At 71.7% G+C, this 16,329-nt stretch carries 14 protein-coding genes; 2 read left to right on the top strand and 12 right to left on the bottom strand.

Translation table 11 applies throughout. The features are described 5' to 3' along the window. Nucleotides 1–33: 33 nt before the first annotated feature. The 8 genes from MCHT01_RS15555 to MCHT01_RS15520 all read right to left on the bottom strand — a co-directional run bounded on the left by MCHT01_RS15555 (nt 34) and on the right by MCHT01_RS15520 (nt 9,319). Nucleotides 34–885, bottom strand: a complete 852-nt coding sequence (locus MCHT01_RS15555; RefSeq protein ID WP_067066262.1) for a hypothetical protein — start codon at nt 883–885, stop codon at nt 34–36. After that, complete coding sequence (locus MCHT01_RS15550; protein WP_067066261.1) at nt 882–3,287, bottom strand: penicillin acylase family protein; 2,406 nt, start codon at nt 3,285–3,287, stop codon at nt 882–884. The genes MCHT01_RS15555 and MCHT01_RS15550 overlap by 4 nt, the downstream gene beginning before the upstream one ends. After that, entirely contained in the window at nt 3,284–3,889 is a 606-nt protein-coding gene (locus MCHT01_RS15545) for a response regulator (protein ID WP_148661552.1), read from the bottom strand. The genes MCHT01_RS15550 and MCHT01_RS15545 overlap by 4 nt, the downstream gene beginning before the upstream one ends. A gap of 241 nt (nt 3,890–4,130) precedes the next feature. After that, on the bottom strand, nt 4,131–5,681 hold the full coding sequence (locus MCHT01_RS15540) for an ABC transporter substrate-binding protein (protein WP_067066302.1): 1,551 nt from the start codon (nt 5,679–5,681) through the stop codon (nt 4,131–4,133). Nucleotides 5,682–5,689: 8 nt separating this feature from the next. Next, a complete protein-coding gene (locus MCHT01_RS15535; protein ID WP_067066259.1) occupies nt 5,690–6,526 on the bottom strand; it encodes an ABC transporter ATP-binding protein in 837 nt (278 codons plus the stop codon). Further along, nucleotides 6,523–7,554, bottom strand: coding sequence for an ABC transporter ATP-binding protein (locus tag MCHT01_RS15530; RefSeq protein ID WP_084452736.1), 1,032 nt, complete (start codon nt 7,552–7,554; stop codon nt 6,523–6,525). The genes MCHT01_RS15535 and MCHT01_RS15530 overlap by 4 nt, the downstream gene beginning before the upstream one ends. Next, entirely contained in the window at nt 7,551–8,360 is an 810-nt protein-coding gene (locus MCHT01_RS15525) for an ABC transporter permease (RefSeq protein WP_067066258.1), read from the bottom strand. Before MCHT01_RS15525 ends, MCHT01_RS15530 begins: the two co-directional genes overlap by 4 nt. Further along, complete coding sequence (locus MCHT01_RS15520; protein WP_067066257.1) at nt 8,357–9,319, bottom strand: ABC transporter permease; 963 nt, start codon at nt 9,317–9,319, stop codon at nt 8,357–8,359. The genes MCHT01_RS15525 and MCHT01_RS15520 overlap by 4 nt, the downstream gene beginning before the upstream one ends. 255 nt (nt 9,320–9,574) lie before the next feature. Between MCHT01_RS15520 and MCHT01_RS15515 the strand changes: the two genes are divergently transcribed. After that, a complete protein-coding gene (locus MCHT01_RS15515) occupies nt 9,575–10,537 on the top strand; it encodes an Abi family protein (protein WP_067066256.1) in 963 nt (320 codons plus the stop codon). Nucleotides 10,538–10,701: 164 nt separating this feature from the next. Then, nucleotides 10,702–11,418, top strand: a complete 717-nt coding sequence (locus MCHT01_RS26285) for a cistern family PEP-CTERM protein (protein ID WP_067066255.1) — start codon at nt 10,702–10,704, stop codon at nt 11,416–11,418. A gap of 259 nt (nt 11,419–11,677) precedes the next feature. Here MCHT01_RS26285 and MCHT01_RS15505 read toward each other — a convergent pair whose 3' ends face one another. From MCHT01_RS15505 to MCHT01_RS26785, 4 genes are all read right to left on the bottom strand, one after another. Further along, nucleotides 11,678–13,882 carry a S8 family serine peptidase gene (locus tag MCHT01_RS15505; RefSeq protein ID WP_245643334.1) on the bottom strand — a complete coding sequence of 735 codons (2,205 nt, stop codon included), beginning with the start codon at nt 13,880–13,882 and terminating at the stop codon, nt 11,678–11,680. Between the two features lie 278 nt (nt 13,883–14,160). Beyond that, nucleotides 14,161–15,549, bottom strand: coding sequence for an MATE family efflux transporter (locus MCHT01_RS15500; RefSeq protein ID WP_067066254.1), 1,389 nt, complete (start codon nt 15,547–15,549; stop codon nt 14,161–14,163). Nucleotides 15,550–15,743: 194 nt separating this feature from the next. Then, entirely contained in the window at nt 15,744–16,022 is a 279-nt protein-coding gene (locus MCHT01_RS15495) for a hypothetical protein (RefSeq protein ID WP_067066253.1), read from the bottom strand. Between the two features lie 127 nt (nt 16,023–16,149). Next, a partial coding sequence (locus MCHT01_RS26785; protein ID WP_176579647.1) for a hypothetical protein occupies nt 16,150–16,329 on the bottom strand: 180 nt, incomplete at its 5' end.

Here is a 16,329-nt window from a genome sequence, read left to right as displayed (position 1 = left end):
GGAGCCGCCCGGCCGCTTGAGCGCCGGACGCGCTCAGCGCGCCGGCAAGGCGCGCAGGTAGTCGTAGAGCTGTTGCGCCATGGCGGCGCGATCGGCCTCCGACCGGCCCTCGGCGAGCGGCGGCATCGTCGTGCCGGGCCGCACCGCCGACGGCGTGAGCAGCCATCGCCGCCAGGCCGCCGCGTCGAATCCCTTCACCGCGACATCGAGGTCCAGCGGCATCTTGTCGCCGCCGTAGCCGCGGATGCGGTGGCAGCTCAGGCAGTTCGTGCGGGCGAGATCGGCCGCGGCGCCGTAGCGACGGGCCAGGCCGCCCGGCAAGAGCGCGCGCGTCGACGAGGGGCCGCTGCTCACCGCGCCCACCTGGTAGGGCCACAGCGCGCCGCCTTCGGCCTGAAGCGCCTTCGAGCGCCGGTTGTCCCACACCAGGTAGAACGGTCCCAGCGGCACCTGCTGCTCGCCCTGCAGATGGTTGTCGACCTGGAAGGGCCGGCCGTCCTCTCGCGCGATCACCAGCCAGGCGCGATGCTGCGCGAAACGCTCCACTGGAATGCGCGACACGAAGCCGTCGAGCGCACGGAACTCCAGCTCCCGTCCCGCGGCGTTCCAGTCGGGACCGAGCAGCTTGGCCAGCGCCGCGTCGGCCGGGAAGCCGACATAGCGGACCTCCGGCATCCGGCCCTTCCGCGCCAGATGCGGTTCCAGCACGGTGACGACCTCGGTCGGCACGGCGTCCTGGGCGAGCTGCTCGCGCGCCGCCGCGGGCGTGGGCAGCTCGACGGCGCCTGCCGCGCCGGCGGCGGTCCCGGTGGCGATCGCGGCGCCGATCCGAAGCGCCATCGACAGCGCCGTCGACCGAGCCACCGATCGCGTGGTGCCCGTCATCGCGGCTTCAGCACCAGCAGGCCGCGCGCGTGCGCCTGGACATCGGCCTCTGAGAGCCACTCGCGCCGGTACTGGCCCTTGGCGAGCAGCGGCGCCTGGTCGTCGTAATGCGGATCCGGCCACACGCCGCTCTGGCCCACCGGGTTCACGCCCAGGGCCTCCTGCGGTTTGGCGAAGTCGATCAGCCGGCGCGTGGACGGGCCGTAGGTCACCGCCCAGGGCCCGTCGCCGTTGCGCTGCGCCAGGTTGTTGGGCACCTCGTGACCACCGGGCACCGGGAACGGGCCGACGTTGAAGATCTTGTCCAGCGGCTTCTGCTTGCCCAGCGGGTGCTCGTGCGTCAGCGTGTGCGCGCGGTCCCAGCGCCATTGGCCGCTGTCCGGCCCCAGCGTGACCTGCAGATGCGCGAGCGCCGCCTTCCAGGCCCGGCGCACGATGTCGGCGCGCGTCTCGCGCTGCGGCGTCGTGCGGTCGTCCCACCAGGGCGAGTTCTCGTCCGCCACCAGCCGCGGCAGCGCATGGTCCAGCGCCCGCGTGCGGCGCAAGTTCTCGAACTGGGCGTCGCCCAGCTCGTCCTTCATCGTCGCGCGCAGCAGCTCGGCGATGAACTGCTGGAACAGCACGGGGGCCAGGCCATCGGCCTTGTAGGCGCCGTTCCAGCGCACCAGCGCCTCGACCAGCGACTGCTCCTCGATCGAGGCCGCGCCGCGCAGCTCGGGGATCAGCGGCCGCAGCACCTGCGGGCCGTAGTCGGTCTGCACGTCCAGCTGCAGCGCCTGGCTGTTCTGCGTGTCCCAGCGCTTGCCCTGGCTGATCAGCCCGTCCAGGCGCCGGCCGCGCTCGGCCAGGTTGTAGTAGCCGGGCACCGGCGTCCCGGACACCGGCTGGAAGTTGGCCGACACGATGTAGCCGCGCGCCGGGTTCTCCTCCTGCGGGTTGGACGAGAACGGCAGGAAGCCGAGCTTGTCCGACTCCGGCTGCGTGCCATCCAGGATGAAGGTCGGGTTCACGCCCTCGGGGCGCTGCGGCAGCTTGGCCGAGGCCCACCAGCCGATGTCTCCGGCCGCGTTGGCCCAGACGATGTTCAGGCCGGGCGCGTGGACCAGGCTCGCCGCCTGGCGCGCCTTGTCGAGCGTGTCCGCGCGGCCCAGTTGATAGAAGGCGTCGAGCACCGGGTTCTCGGTCTCGAGGAAGGCCCACCACATCGCGATCGGGCGCTCGCCTTTGTCGCCGGGCACGGCGTCGTTGATGATCGGGCCGTGCGGCGAGCGGCGCAGCGTCAGGATCTGGTCCGGCTGGCCCTTGACCTTAAGCACCTCTTGGCGCGACGTCATCGGCACCCACTGCCCATGCACCCAGACCTCGTTGGGATTGGCCGGGTTGATCTTCTCGGCGATCAGGTCGACGTCGTCGTTCTGGAACATCGTCAGGCTCCAGCCGAAGCGCTGGTTGTGTCCCAGCAGCGCCATCGGGTTGAGCGCGAGGTGATGGCCGTAGAGCTCGAAGTCCGGCGTGCGCAGATGCGCCTCCCACCAGACCGCCGGCGTCGAGTACGCGATGTGCGGATCCCCCGCCAGCAACGGCTTGCCGCTCGCGGTGCGGCTGCCCGACACGACCCAGGCATTGCTGCCTTCGAACTGCGGCAGGCCGGCGAGCTCGGCCGCGCGGTCGCTGGCCGCGGCGATGCGCATCAGCATCGGACCGGCGCTGCCCAGCGTCCCCGCCGCCTGCGGCTGCAGCATGCCCTGCGGATGCCAGTCGAGATCGAAGATGCGCAGGTAATCGGGGCCCAGCTGGTCGCGCACGGCGGTCAGCGCGGGCTCGGTGCGGAAGGCCGCGGCGAAGCTGTAGGCCAGGTAGCCGGCGACGCTCAGGGTGTCGGCCTCGGTGAACGGGCGCTTGGGGATGCCCAGCACCTCGAACTCCAGCGGCGCGGGACGCGTCGCCTGGTACTGGTTGACGCCGTCCAGGTAGGCCCGCAGCGCGCGCAGCGAGGCCGAATCGGGGTTCTGCCTGGCGACCTGCGCCGCGATCTCGTCGGCCCTCGCGCGGATGCCCAGGGTGCGGAAGAGCCGGTCGGTCTCGACCAGCTTGGGACCGAGCACCTCGGACAGCTCGCCGCGCGCCAGCCGGCGCAGCATCTCCATCTGGAACAGCCGGTCCTGCGCATGCAGGTAGCCGAGCGCGCGATAGAGGTCGGCCTCGTTGCGGGCGTCGATGTGGGGCACGCCCCATTCGTCGTAGCGGACCTGCACCGGGGCGCTCAGGCCCGTGAGGGTGAGCTCGCCGTCGCGCTGCGGCAGCTTGGCGCGCACATGCCAGGTGACACCGGCCGCGCCGACGGCGACCAGCACCGCCAGCGAGATCAGTCCCCGCTTGAACCAGCGACCCGCAGTGCTCATGTCTTGGCCGGCTGGCGGAGCTGGGCCAGCGCCTCGACGCGCTTGATCAGCTCGCGGTCGTTCCAGGGCTTCTGGAACATGCCGTACAGGCCCTGCACCTGATGCAGGCGGGCGTGCAGCTCCTCGTGGCCGCTGATGGCGATGATGGGCAGGTCCTCGGTCTCGAGCGCGCCCTGCACCGCGCGGATCAGCTCGAAGCCGTCCATGTTGGGCATCTCGAGGTCGGTGATCAGCACGCCGAAGCGGGTCTGGCCCAGCAGCTCCAGCGCCTCGACGCCGTCGCGCGCGGCGACGACCTCATGGCCGGCCTCGCTGAACAGCTTGAGCAGCTTGGCGCGCACCACGGCGGAGTCGTCCACCACCAGCAGCGGCAGGCGCTGCGCGGGCGCGGCGGGTGCCACTGGGGGCGTGGCCGGAGCGTGGGCGACGGCGGGAGCCGGGCGTGGCGGCGCGGGCTGCGGACGGGGGGGCGGAGGCGGCGCGCCGACGTCGCGGTGATCACCGCGGCGGACCGTGATGATGATGATCACGATGGCCAGCGGGATGGCGATCAGCAGCGGCAACAGGAATGGCTGCAGGGTCTCTGGCAAATCAAACGGCATGCTTCCTCCGACTCCTCCGAACCGGGCACGCTACACCGGCCGGGGGCGCCACTGTAGAGGAAAAGCCCTCTGCGCGGATGGCCGGTGGATGACAGCCGACGAGCCGCCGCCGACCGCCCCGGCTTTGAGGTCGCGGCGCCACAGGCCACCCCGCATCCGAGGGGGAAGGACCGGGTTCGGACCGCGCGGCTCGACCGGCTCGATCGGCCCGATCGGGACCGGCCGATCGAAGGTGCCGGGCTCAGGACCAGTTCAGCGCCGCGAGATCGTTGGCGAACAGCGGCGTGCGCGCCCACAGGCCCTGGAGCCCGGCGCGGGCCACGGTGATCCATTGGGGCTGGTAGAGGAAGGCCGCGACCGCGTCCTGGGCCACCAGCCGTTGCGCCTCCCCGAAGAGCTGCAGGCGCCGGGCCGGATCGGCGCTGGCCTGCATGCGGGCATACAGCGCGTTGAAGGCCTCGCTGCGGTAGCCCCAGTAGTAGTCCGCCCGGGCGAAGTTGCCGAAGTCGTGCGGCTCCACATGCGAGATCAAGGTCAGGTCGTAGGCCTTGTTGCCGTAGACACCCGACAGCCATTGGGCCCACTCGATGTGCTCGATCCTGACCTGGATGCCGATGGCGCCGAGCTGGGCGGCGATCAGCTCGCCGCCCTGGCGGGCGTAGGGGACCGGCGGCAGCTTCAGCGACAGGGACAGGCCGGCGACCTTGGCCTGCGCCAGCAGGGCCTTGGCGGCCGCGGGGTCGTAGGCGTTGATCGCGGTGCAGTCGACATAGCCCGGCGTGTCCGGCGTGACGTAGCTGCCGATGGGCACGCCGAAGCCGTCGGCGCTGGCCTGCACCACCGCCTTGCGGTCGATCGCCATGGCGATGGCGCGGCGCACGCGCGCATCGTTCAGCGGCGGGCGGGCGTTGTTGATGGCCAGGATGGTCTTGGCGCGCGAGGACGCGGTGAGCACCTGGAAGCGCTTGGGTTGCGCCTTGAACTGGGCCAGCGCGCGCGCCGCGGCCACGCGAGGGAAGACGTCGACATCGCCGGCCAGCAGCGCGGCGACCTGCGCGGCGGGTTCCCCGATGAAGCGGAACTGCACGCGCGGGATGCGGATCCTCGCGGCGTCGCGATAGCCTGGCCAGGCGATGACGCTCAGGCTGGCGCCGCGCTGCCACTGGGCCACGCGATAGGGCCCCGTGCCGATCGGGTTCTGCGCGTTGCCGGCGGCGCTCCTGGGCTCGACGATCACCGCGGTCGACTGGCCGAGCAGCTCGGGCAACAGCGGCTCGGGGTTCTTGAGCGTCAGCACCACGGTCAGCGGATCGGGCGTCGCGATGGCGGCGATGTTCTCGAAGACGCGCCGATCCTTGTTCAGACTGCCGGCCGCGGCGGCGCGCTCGAAGCTGAATTTCACCGCGCGGGCGTCGAAGGCCTCGCCGTTGTGGAAGCGCACGCCCGGGCGCAGCGTGAAGGTCCAGGCGCGCTGGTCTGCGGAGGCGCTCCAGCGCAGGGCCAGCAAGGGCTGCGCGCTGCCATCCTCGGCCACCTTGGTCAGCGGTTCCAGCACGTTGTAGAGCACGATCTCGCCGATGGCCGACGCGGCGCCCGCGGTCGGATCCAGGCCGGGCGGCTCCAGCGTCATGCCCATCACCAGCGGCTTGCCGGCCGCCCCCTGCGCGCGTGCCGGCAAGGCCGCGGCGCCCAGGCCGATCACGGCGGAGGCCGCGGTGGTCGTGGCAAGAGGCGTCGAGGCGGCGCTCGCGAGCGCACCGCCGGCCAGGCGATTGAAGTGGCGTCGATCCATGGCGCGGATCATGCCAAAGCGGCCAGCAGCTCCCGGGTATAGGGGTGACGCGGTTCGCCCAGCACGCGCGCGGCGGGGCCCTGCTCGGCGACCTCGCCACCGCGCAGCACCAGCGCGTGGTCGCACAGCACCTCGACCGCCGCGAGATCGTGGCTCACCAGCACCAGGCTGATGCCCTCGCGCCGTTGCAGCTCGCGCAGCAGGGCCAGGATCTGGGCCTGCACCGACACGTCCAGGGCCGAGAGCGGCTCGTCGGCCACGATCAGCCGGGGTCGCGTCGACAGGGCCCGCGCGATGGCGAGCCGCTGCCGCTGTCCGCCGGAGAACTGATGCGGATAGCGCTCCGCGGCGTCGGCCTCCAGGCCGACGGCGGCCAGCACCTCGCCCAGCCGCGCGCGCCGGCGGGGCTCGTCCATCGCCAGCGCGGCGAGCGGCTCCATGACGCTGCGCCCGACACGCCAGCGCGGATCGAGCGAGCCATAGGGATCCTGGAACACCATCTGCACGGCGGGTCGCCGCGCGCGCCGGGCGGTCGAGGACATCGCGTTCACGTCCTCGCCGGACCAGCGGACCGTGCCGGCGTGCGGCCGCTCGAGCGCCATCACCAGCCGGGCGAGCGTGCTCTTGCCCGCGCCGGATTCACCGATGACCCCGAGCGACTCGCCCGCCGCCAGCGAGAACGACACGCCGCGCAGCACCTCGCGTCCGCCATAGCGCTGGCCGAGCGCGTCGACCTGGAGCAGCGGCGCGCCGCCCAGGGGCGGCGTCGATCCGGTACCGGCCGCGCCGGGGTGGGCGGCGGAGGCGACCTGCCCAGCGGCGCTCGTCGACGAGGACGCGCTCATGGGCCGACCTCCCAGCAGGCGACGCGGCCGTCGAAGACGGGCGGCTCCGCGGCGCATCGCGCGGTCGCGAGCGGGCAACGCGGCGCGAAGGGGCAGCCCGCGCCGAGCTGGGTCAGCGCCGGCACGTTGCCGGGCAGCGGGTGCAGGGGCTGATCGCGTCCGGCGCCGAGCCGTGGACGCGCGGCCCAGAGCGCCTGGGTGTAGGGGTGCCGCGGATGCTCGAGCAGGTCCCGCGCGCCGCCCTGCTCCATCACGCGACCGCCGTAGAGGATGGCCATGCGGTCCACGCGGCGGGCCGTCAGCGCCAGGTCGTGCGAGATCAGCAGCAGGCCCATGCGACGCTCGGCGACCAGCTCGTTGAGCAGCTCCAGCACCTGCACACGCAGCCGGGCATCGAGCGCGGTGGTGGGCTCGTCGGCGATCAGCAGGTCGGGCTCGGCGGCGAGCGCCATCGCGATCAGCGCGCGCTGGCGCTGGCCGCCCGAGAGCTCATGCGGATAGGCCTGGGCCTGGCGCTCGTCGAGGCCCACCCGCGACAGCAGCGCCATCGCGCGTGCCCGAGCCACCGCCCGCTCCGACGCGAGGCGATGCAACCGGATCGGCTCCATCACTTGCGCGATCACGCGTTGCAAGGGGTTCAGCGCGGTCAGCGGCTCCTGGAAGACCATCGCGACGCGACGGCCGCGCAGGCCGCACCAGTCGTCCTCGTCCAGCCCCAGCAGATCACGGCCCTCGAGCAAGACCTGGCCCTCGACCGTCGCCCCCTCGGGCAACAAGCCCATCACGGCCAGCGCGGTGAGCGTCTTGCCGCTGCCGGATTCGCCGATGAGGGCGAGGCTCTCGCCGCGGTCGACGTCGAAGTCCAGACCGCGCAGCGCGTGCAGGCTCGCGCCGCCGCGGCCGGGCAGACGCACGTGGAGATCGCGAACAGCCAGCAGCGGCGCGCCAGACGTCGAGGCGGTCGCCCGCGTCCGGTCCGCCGTGCCGATCGCGCCGGTGGGCTCGAGGGTCCCGGTCGCGGCCGTCATCTCGGTTGCTCCTTGGGATCGAGCCGGTCGCGCAGCCCGTCGCCGAGCAGGTTCAGGCCCAGCACCGCCAGCGTGATCGCCACGCCCGGCGCCAGGGCGAGCTGTGGCGCCTCGAGCATCAGCGTCTGCGCCTCGGCCAGCAAGCGGCCCCAGCTCGCCTGCGGCGGCTGCGTGCCCAGGCCCAGGTAGGACAGCCCGGCCTCGGCCAGGATGGCCAGCGCGAAGCTCGTCGTGCCTTGCACGATCAACAGCGGCATCAGCTGCGGCAGCACATGGCGCCAGGTGATCCCCGCGCGGCCCTGGCCCGCGACGCGCGCCGCCTGGACGAAATCGCGCGTCCACCAGCTCTTGGCGCTGCCGTTGACCAGGCGCGCGAAGGACGGGACGGCGTGCAAGCCGATGGCGACCATCGCGATCGTCATGCCGGGCCCCAGCGCCGCGGCCAGCAGGATCGCCAGCAGCAACGCGGGGAAGGCGTAACCGAGGTCGGCGGCGCGCAGCACCAGGCCCTCGACCCAGCCCTGGCGCGCGGCGGCCAGCAAACCCAGCGCGGTGCCGGCGATCAGCCCGATCCCGACGGCGACGATGCCCACCAGCCAGGCGCTGCGCGCGCCGGCCATCAGGCGGCTGAGCACGTCGCGCCCCAGTTGGTCGCAGCCCAGCCAGTGCGACGCATCGGCGGCGGCGAAGCGGCGCGCCATGTCGATCTGCTCGGGCGGCCAGGGCGTCCAGATCAGCGACAGCAGCGCCGTCGCCATCAGCAGCGCGGTGAGCACCGCGCCGAGGTGGAAGCCGGCGCGCCTCATGCCTGGGTCCGCGTGCGCAGACGCGGGTCGATCCAGCCGTGCAGCAGGTCCACGGCGAAGTTGATCAGCAGCACCAGCGCGGCCAGCAGCATCACGCCGTTGCGCACCACGATGAGGTCGCGGTTGGCGATGGCCTGCGCCATCAGACGGCCCAGGCCGGGCAGCGTGAAGACGTTCTCGATGACGATGGTGCCGGCCAGCAGGTTGGCGAACTGCAAGCCACCCAGCGTCAGCAGCGGGATCGCCGCATGACGCAGGCCGTGGCGCCACAGGGCGCCGCGGCGCGACAGCCCCTTGGCGCGGGCGCTGCGCATGAAGTCCTCGCGGGCGATGTCGAGCAGCGCGGAGCGCGCGATGCGGGCCAGGATCGCCGCCTGCACCAGCGCCAGCGCGACCGCCGGCAGCAGCAGCGCGCGCAGTCCGGGCCACCAGCCGCCGCCGAGCTCCGCGTCCCAGCCGGGGAAGCCGCCCGCGTCGACCCACTGCAGCTTCACCGCGAAGAGCAGCACCAGCAGCATGCCGAGCCAGAAGCTCGGCACGGCGAGCCCGAGCTGGGTCAGCCCCATGACCAGGTGGTCGCCGAGCCGCCCCTGCTGGCTCGCCGCCCACCAGCCCGCGGCGAGCGCGAGGGCGACGGTCAGGGTCATCGCGAGCAGCGCGAGTGGCAGCGTGAGGGCGAGGCGCTCGCGGATCAGGTCGACGACGGGCGCGCCATAGGCGTAGGACAGACCGAGGTCGCCGCGCGCGAGGCCGGCGAGCCAGTCGAGGTAGCGATGCCAGGCGGGCTGATCGAGGCCGAGCTGGGCGGCCAAGGCGGCGACGGCCTCGGGCGGGGCCTCGGGACCCATGATCAGTTGGGCGGCGTTGCCGGGCAGCCACTCCAGCGCGCCGAAGATCAGCGCCGAGGCGGCCAGCAGCGTCAGCCCCAGGACCGCCAGGCGCTTGAGGAGATAGGTCATGGCGGGCGGGATCATAGGCGTGGACGCCACGCCCGCCGCAAGAACACTGGAGTTTGCGATTGCTGTGCGCGCACCGTGGATCGAAGCTCTCGCGCTCATCGATGCCGACGCGACGCTTGCAAGCGCTCAGCCGGATCTCTACTCATTTGTGTGCTTTCGACCCGCTGGAGGCTCGATATGATTCGCGGCAATAGCTCCCCCACCTCTGTCCCCGGCGAAAGCGCGGATCGGCATGTGGGGGACTTCTTTTCCCCCATGGCTTCGGACGACTCGCCTCGTCCCCTGAAGCGCTTCACATCGATTCCCGAGCAGATCGAACTGCTGCGATCAAGAGGCCTTGCCATCAGCGACGAGCAGCACGCCCGCGCAGTGCTTCGACGAATCGGTTACTTTCGATTTTCCGGCTACGCCCACTCGCTCAAGTCGCGCGCGTCCCCGCTCGACGATTCGGAAACGTTTCGCCGTGACGCCTCTTTCGACACCATCGAGGGACTGATCCAGTTCGATGAGGCGCTACGCGCCGCGGTCCTCGGTGGACTCGAGGCGATCGAGCTCGCCATTCGTGCGGCCGTTTCTGCGCGCATCGGTCACCTCGACGTGGAGGCTCATCGCAACGAACGGCTGCTCGACCGCAAGTTCACCCTGATCGATCCCGCCAGCGGCGTATCCGCCTACGAAGCGTGGCGTCGTCGCTTCGACGAACTTTGCGCTCGATCCAAGGAAGACTTCATCGAGCATCATCGGCGCCGCTACGACGGCAGATTGCCCGTCTGGGCCGCCATGGAGGTGCTCGATTTCGGACTGCTGTCGCGGTTTGTCGCCGGGCTCCAAAGCCGGGACCGCGAGTCGATCGCCAAGAGCTTCAAGGTCGGACATGCCGGCGTCCTGTGCTCATGGCTCCACATGTTCAATGTCATCCGCAATCGCGCCGCGCATCACGCCCGTCTGTGGAACCGCACCACGACCAAGATTCCGCTCCTGCCATCGCGTGACCTTCACCCCAACCTGTCATTCCTCCACGACGACAAGCACGCGCGGACACGCCTCTTCGGCGCCCTCTGCTGCATGCAATGGATGCTCAAGGTGATCTCTCCGCAATCGGCATGGCATCGGCAATTGAAGGCGCTGATGGATTCCTTTCCCGCCGACGGCGGCCTCAGCCCGCGCTCTGCCGGCTTCCCGCGCGACTGGCAGTCCCTGCCGCTGTGGTGCGACTGATTTGCACTCCACTACCATACGGTGTCGCCATTTTTTACAGTCAAGGAATCACATTTATCGAATTGATTGAGAAATCAATGGCTTGGCGGGCTGGCGCGCAATATGCATGCCCGCGGGCACAGGGAGCCCATAAGCCACGTGCATCGCCCGGAGAGGGACCGATCATGAAGCCAAGCATCCGTTGGGTCGCGCTCGCCGCGGCCTTGACACTCGCCTCGCAGGCGCAAGCCGTGCCGGTCACGTTCACGGGACTGAACCAGACCTCCACCTTGTCCTTCGTCGCCACGCAGGACGGCGCCTCGCTCAACGCCTCCGTGCAATTCACCTTGACGAGCTGGACCGCGACCACGGCCACGTTCTCGACCATCGTCAGCAACATGTCCTCCGGGCCGGGCACCAACCGGCTGATGTCCTTCGGCATCGGCATGGTGACACCCATGCTCTCCGGCGCCTCGACCAACAACGCGTCCTGGAGCGCCGGCGTCAATCAGAACCTGCCGTCCTTCCAGACCGTCAGCCTGTGCATCTGGGACAGCAACAACTGCTCCGGCGGCAACATCAACAACGGCCTGGGCGAAGGGGCATCCGCCAGCTTCAACCTGATGCTGACGACCGGCGGCAACTTCATGACCAGCGGGATCCAGTTCTCTGATCCCTACGGCATCAAGTTCCAGGACGTCGGACGCAGCGGCCAGTCCTTCGAGTTCGCCGGCTGCATCCTGAACACCCAGGGCTGCGGCGGCGGTGGTGGGGGTGGTGGTGGCGGTGGTGCCGGCGGCGGCGGCGGCGACGTGCCGGAGCCCGACATCCTCGCGCTGATCGCAATCGGCGCACTGGCGGCCGGCCTGTCGCGGCGCTTCCTGGGCGCGCGGCGCGGCTGAGCGTCCTCGTCCCTCGACTCGGCGTCTCGCCACCGCGCACGCAAGGCCCGCTTCGGCGGGCCTTTCTCTTGGCCTGGCTTTTCTCTTGGCCTGACTTTGTCCTGGCCGGTGACGCCGTCCGTCGACCCGCGCCCCTCCGGCGAGCCCCGATGTCAAGGAATCCGACAGTCCCCAGGCGCCGACGGCCCGGCCGATCCATCGATCGCCGGGCTGTCGGCCGGGACGGACACCGTCCCGGGGGGAGCGGCGCGCGTGGGCGCTACTTGGTGACCTGCGAGGTCGTCGTCGTCGTGTTGCCGGCCGCGTCGCGCGCCACGGCCTGGATGGTGTGCGCCCCGCTCGAGGCCTTCTTCACGTTCCAGCTGTAGCTCAGGTTGGCCCCGCTGCCGGAGGCGACCTGCTGGCCGTCGATGTACAGGGTCTGCCGGATCCCCGACGCGCCGGCGTTGTCGCTGGCGGACGTGGAGACGGTCACCGTGTTGCCGCTGACCCGCGCGCCGTTCACCGGACTGTTGATCGTCAGCTGCGGCGGCGTCGAGTCGACGATCGTGGCGGATCCGGCATTGGACACGGACAAGGTCACCGCGCGGCTCGTGGCGGCATTGCCGGCCGCGTCGACCGCCGTGGCGGTCAGCGTCACGCTGCCGTTGCCCACGGTCGTCGAGTCCCAGCTGAAGCCGTACGGCGCCGCCGTGTCCGAGGCGACCTTGGTCCCGTTGACCGACAGGTCCACCCGCACCACGCCGACGTTGTCCGTCGCGCCCACGTCGATGGCCACCAGCCCGCTGACCAGCGCCCCGGCCAGCGGCGCGTTCAACGAGACCGTCGGCGCCTGGGTGTCGGGGGTGGCCGCCGCCAGCACGGCCTGCATCGCGGCCGCCGCGTTGACCCGGCCGTAGCCGTACTTGGGATCGCGGCCCGCCGCGCCCAGATCGACCGAGGTGCCGTAGAGCAGGCTCTCGATCGTGGTGTTGGGCAGCGCCGGCCGAGCCGACATCAGCATCGCCACGGTCCCCGCCACCACCGGGCTGGCCAGCGACGTGCCCCACCAGGCGCCGTAGCCGCCGCCGCGCGTGGTGGTCCAGATGTTCAGGCCCGGCGCGGAGATCGCCACGAAGCTGCCGTAGCTGGACCAGCTGGTGATCGTGTCCGTGTCGTCGACCGCGGAGACCGGGATCATCGTCGTCGTCGGCGTGATGCCCTCGTCGATGCCGTTGTTGCCGGCCGCGACCACCACCAGCCCGCCCTTGCTGCGCATGTAGCTGGCGGCGCTCTGCACCGTCGCGCTGCCGGCCACGCCGCTGTAGCTAATGTTGGCCACCTTCGCGCCCTGGTCGGCCGCCCAGGTCAGCCCCTGCGCGACCGTGCTCCAGTAGGCATAGGCATTGGGATCGGCGATGCGCACCGGCATCAGCTGCGCCTGGCCCGCCACGCCCGCGACGCCGGTGGCGTTGTTGGTCGAGGCCGCCGCCGCGCCCGCCACCGCCGTGCCGTGGCCGTTCACGTCGCTCGTGTCCGAGTTGCCGTCGTAGAAATTCCAGCCCGGGACCATGCGCCCCACGAGGTCCGGGTGCGTGCCGTCGATGCCGGTGTCCAGGATGGCGACGCGGACGCCGCTGCCCTGCGCGCTGTCCCAGGCCGCGGGCGCGCCGATGCGGTTGATGTGCCACTCGCTGCCCAGATAGGGGTCGTTGGGCGTGAGCGCCGGCGCGACGCGCATGTCGAGCTCGGCCGACTTGAGCTGCGGATGGTGGGCCAGCAGCATCGCGATGGCGGTCTCGGACGCGTTGGCCGGCAGGTCCACCACGGCCAGCTGGGAGCGTCCGATGCGCCGCGCCTTGCCGCCGCCATGCGAGGACAGGATCTTGGCCAGATCCTTGTCGGACAGCCCCGCGCGCGTCTGCACCAGCAGCCGCTGCCGCGCCCAGCCGTTGGCGGGCGCGCCGGCGGCCGGCGGCGGCAGCAGCAGCTCCTGTTGCGGCCCGCCCGGCCGCACCCGCAGCGCCTGCGCGAGCGCGTCCAGCGCGTCCGGCTTGTGCCGCGTCAAGCGGGCCATCACATGGCTGTCGACCGTCACCGCGACACAGGCGTCGCCCTCGCAATAGACCAGCGCGCGCACGCGGATGTCGGACTTCCAGGCCGACAGGTCGAGCCGGTCGCAGAGCTGGCCCTGGGTCAGCGCATGGCGGATCTCGCCGTCATAGCGGTACTGCCCGACAACCCCGGAGGATCCGAGCGTCACGACGTCGTCCACGCGCAGCCGGGCGATCCGCTCGGACAGCGCCATGCGGACCTCGGGGCTCAGGTCGGTGTAGCGATCGAGGCCGGTGACGGGCGCCAGGTCGGACTGCAGCTGCGTGGGCCTGGCCGGCGCGCACAAGGCGGCGGCGGCCGAAGCAGGTGCGGTGGGCGCGGGATGGGCACTGGCCGCGGCGGCCAGCACGAGCGAGGCAAGAACGGGCATGGCTAGCTCCTCCTCGAGCCGCGCGGCTGCCGCGCGTCGCTCGCGGGTCGTCGAGAACCCTCCCTGTTTCTTGCCGGCGCGTCTATGTTCGCCAGCGAACACAAGCGAGCAAACCTCGGGCCACATCGGCAACTCCCGGTGGCGATTGACGTTTTCGGGGACAGGCCAGGACGTTCGCGGCGAAGTGTCAAATCCGCCGACAGCCCCGATGCCCAGCGGGTTCGCGCGCCCTCACGGGCGACTGACGCGGCCGCCACGGGATCGACACGGGAGGCCCGTCAATGCGACCGCGCGACCAGCTTCAACCGGCGGTGCACCGCCCGCGCCTTCGGCACCCAGCCCAGGCGCGCCCAGCGGCGCCACATCAGCAGGCCGCGGATCCACTCGTCGGCCGCGTAGGCGATCCACAACCCCACCAGGCCGAGTCCGAGCACTTCGCCCAGCAGCCAGCTGCCGCCGGCCAGCACCAGCAGCATCGATCCCGCGCCCACCATCACCGGGTACCTGGCGTCGCCCGCCGCGCGCAGCGCGTTGATGACGACGAGGTTGAAGGTGCGGCCCGGCTCCAGGACCACCGTGATCCACATCAGCACGACGGCGCTGGCGAGGATGCGCGCGTCGTGCGTGAACATCGTCAGCAGCCAGGGCGAGGCGGCCGCCGCCAGCGCCGCCACCGCGACGCTGATCGCCAGGCCCCGTGCCAGCGCGCGGCGCACGAGCCGGTGCGCCTCGTGCAACTGGCCGGCACCGATCAGGTGGCCGACGACGATCTCCGCCGCGAAGCCGGTCGCCAGGCCGGGCAGCAGCACGAAGTACATCAGCTGGGAGGCATAGCTGTGCGCCGCCAGCGCCGACGCGCCCAGGTGGCCCGCGATGGCGACGCTGACCATGTAGGCCAGCCGGTAGGCGATGTTCTCGGCCGCGCCCGGCAGCCCGATGTGCAGCACCGCCGCCAGCTCCGCGCGCGGCAGGCGCCACCAGTCCGAGGCCCGCGGGCGCAGGCCCAGCCGTTCGCGCCACAGCCAGACGTGCAGGCCCAGGCCGAAGGCGCGGCTGATCGCCAGCGCCACCGCGAAGCCCGGCAGGCCCAGCAGCGGCATCAGCAGCGTGGACAGCAGCAGCTGCGCGATCTGCATCGCCACCAGCACCATCAGCGTGTCGCGGCTGCGCAGGTGGGCGCGCATGACGCTGGCCATCGAGGCATTCCAGGCGTCCAGCATCATGGCCGGCGCCAGCGCCATCAGGAAGGGCTGCGACAGCGGCAGCACCTCGGCCGGCGCGTTCATGAGGCGCAGCAGCGGCCCCGCGAAGAGCAAGGCCATCAGCGCGGTGAAGCCGCCCAGCCAGCTGCTGGCGCCCAGCGCGGCGCGGGCGGTGGCGTCGGCCACCGCGCGGCGGCCGCCGCCCAGGGCCTGCGTGATCACCACGCTGATGCCGGCGCCGATGATGCGGAAGAGGATGAAGAGCGTCGCCGCCAGCTGGTTGGCCAGCGCGAAGGCGGCGCCGGCGGGGTCGGAGATCCGCGCCGCCATCATGGTCCCGATCACGCCGACGGCGATGCCCAGGCACAGCTCCAGGAACAGCGGCCAGGCCAGCGAGAACAGTCGCGGCGCGGGGGGCGCGGCGGCGGCGGGAGCGGATGGGGACGAGAGCGACGCGGACGACATGGCGGCGGATTCTCACGTGGCGATTCCGCGGCGGACCGCGTAACCGCGATGAAACCGCGATGACAACGAGATCACGGGGCGAAGGGCCGGCGATATGTCGCGCCGGCGCCACCGCGCGCGGCGATTCAGCGATTCAGCGATTCAGCGATCCAGCGATCCAGCGATCCAGCGATCAGGAGATCGAGCGTCGCGGGTCAGGCGGCGGGTGCCGGCGGCGTGGGCGACGCGACCGGCGCGGTCACCGGGCAGAAGGGCTGCCCGCCGGCCAGGAAGGTCTGGCGCTCCTCGTCGGTCGCGCGACGCAGCCAGACGAGCTCGGCGCGCGCGCCATAGAGCTCGTCGAGCTCCTCCAGGAGCATGGTGCGGACCGGCGCCTCCGCCGAGGGCGGCAGCGCGCGGACCCACTGGCGGTCGCGCCCGTCCAGGCGGTATCCCACCACCCAGATGATGCATGTGTCGATGAACGCGGCCATCCGCGCAGAGTAGTCGAGCGCCCGCCCGAAGGCGATGGGCGATCCACGCCCGGATGCGCCTTATTCATCGAATCACCGGCGGGCGTTTCGTGCCCGTCGACGAGTCGTGACGGAAGTCCGCCCGCCTTCACGCGCTCGTGATGGGCGCGGGCTCCGGGCTCGGCGGGGGCGGCTCAGCTTGGCTCAGGCCCAGGCCCAGGCCCAGGCCGGGGCCGGGGCTGAGGCTGAGGCTGAGGCTGAGGCTGAGGCTGAGGCTGAGGCTGAGGCTGAGGCTGAGGCTGAGGCTGAGGCTGGGGCTGGGGCTGGG

The organism is Mitsuaria chitosanitabida ATCC BAA-476 = NBRC 102408 (assembly GCF_001598255.1).
Taxonomy (GTDB): Bacteria; Pseudomonadota; Gammaproteobacteria; order Burkholderiales; family Burkholderiaceae_C; genus Roseateles; species Roseateles chitosanitabidus.
This window is presented reverse-complemented; position numbering and strand designations above follow the sequence as displayed.

Excerpts from the sequence above, each read along its gene's own strand:
- MCHT01_RS15505 (WP_245643334.1), bottom strand. The coding sequence starts at position 13,882 with ATGCCCGTTCTTGCCTCGCTCGTGCTGGCCGCCGCGGCCAGTGCCCAT.
- MCHT01_RS15515 (WP_067066256.1), top strand. The coding sequence starts at position 9,575 with ATGGCTTCGGACGACTCGCCTCGTCCCCTGAAGCGCTTCACATCGATT.
- MCHT01_RS15530 (WP_084452736.1), bottom strand. The coding sequence starts at position 7,554 with ATGACGGCCGCGACCGGGACCCTCGAGCCCACCGGCGCGATCGGCACG.
- MCHT01_RS15525 (WP_067066258.1), bottom strand. The coding sequence starts at position 8,360 with ATGAGGCGCGCCGGCTTCCACCTCGGCGCGGTGCTCACCGCGCTGCTG.
- MCHT01_RS15540 (WP_067066302.1), bottom strand. The coding sequence starts at position 5,681 with ATGGATCGACGCCACTTCAATCGCCTGGCCGGCGGTGCGCTCGCGAGC.
- MCHT01_RS15555 (WP_067066262.1), bottom strand. The coding sequence starts at position 885 with ATGACGGGCACCACGCGATCGGTGGCTCGGTCGACGGCGCTGTCGATG.
- MCHT01_RS15495 (WP_067066253.1), bottom strand. The coding sequence starts at position 16,022 with ATGGCCGCGTTCATCGACACATGCATCATCTGGGTGGTGGGATACCGC.
- MCHT01_RS15535 (WP_067066259.1), bottom strand. The coding sequence starts at position 6,526 with ATGAGCGCGTCCTCGTCGACGAGCGCCGCTGGGCAGGTCGCCTCCGCC.
- MCHT01_RS15545 (WP_148661552.1), bottom strand. The coding sequence starts at position 3,889 with ATGCCGTTTGATTTGCCAGAGACCCTGCAGCCATTCCTGTTGCCGCTG.
- MCHT01_RS26285 (WP_067066255.1), top strand. The coding sequence starts at position 10,702 with ATGAAGCCAAGCATCCGTTGGGTCGCGCTCGCCGCGGCCTTGACACTC.
- MCHT01_RS15520 (WP_067066257.1), bottom strand. The coding sequence starts at position 9,319 with ATGACCTATCTCCTCAAGCGCCTGGCGGTCCTGGGGCTGACGCTGCTG.
- MCHT01_RS15500 (WP_067066254.1), bottom strand. The coding sequence starts at position 15,549 with ATGTCGTCCGCGTCGCTCTCGTCCCCATCCGCTCCCGCCGCCGCCGCG.
- MCHT01_RS15550 (WP_067066261.1), bottom strand. The coding sequence starts at position 3,287 with ATGAGCACTGCGGGTCGCTGGTTCAAGCGGGGACTGATCTCGCTGGCG.